Source organism: Lysinibacillus sp. RU7 (genome assembly GCF_057837305.1).
Genome location: NZ_JBYQFK010000278.1, coordinates 1 through 242, shown reverse-complemented (window position 1 = coordinate 242; position 242 = coordinate 1). Strand labels below are relative to the sequence as shown.

The following is a 242-nucleotide window of genomic DNA, read 5'->3' as shown; positions in this document are numbered from 1 at the left end:
ATCTAACCAGTTTACAGCATTATTTGGTTGAATTACGGTATTCGATGCGATGAGGAAGGACAACGGCTGCTTCATCGACCGTTTCCTTGTTCATGTACTTCGTCAAGAGTCTCATGGCCACGGCACCGATATCATAAAGCGGCTGCACGACGGACGTGAGCTGCGGACGCACCATGAGGGCAAGCCTTGTATTATCGAACGAGATGATTTCCACTTCATCCGGAATGGAAACACCGGCATCC

The 242-nt window shown here is 49.6% G+C and carries 1 protein-coding gene; it reads right to left on the bottom strand.

Features of this window, described 5'->3' with window-relative positions:
- Nucleotides 1–19 precede the first annotated feature (19 nt).
- A partial coding sequence (locus AC3II9_RS22395; RefSeq protein WP_489158969.1) for a substrate-binding domain-containing protein occupies nt 20–242 on the bottom strand: 223 nt, incomplete at its 5' end.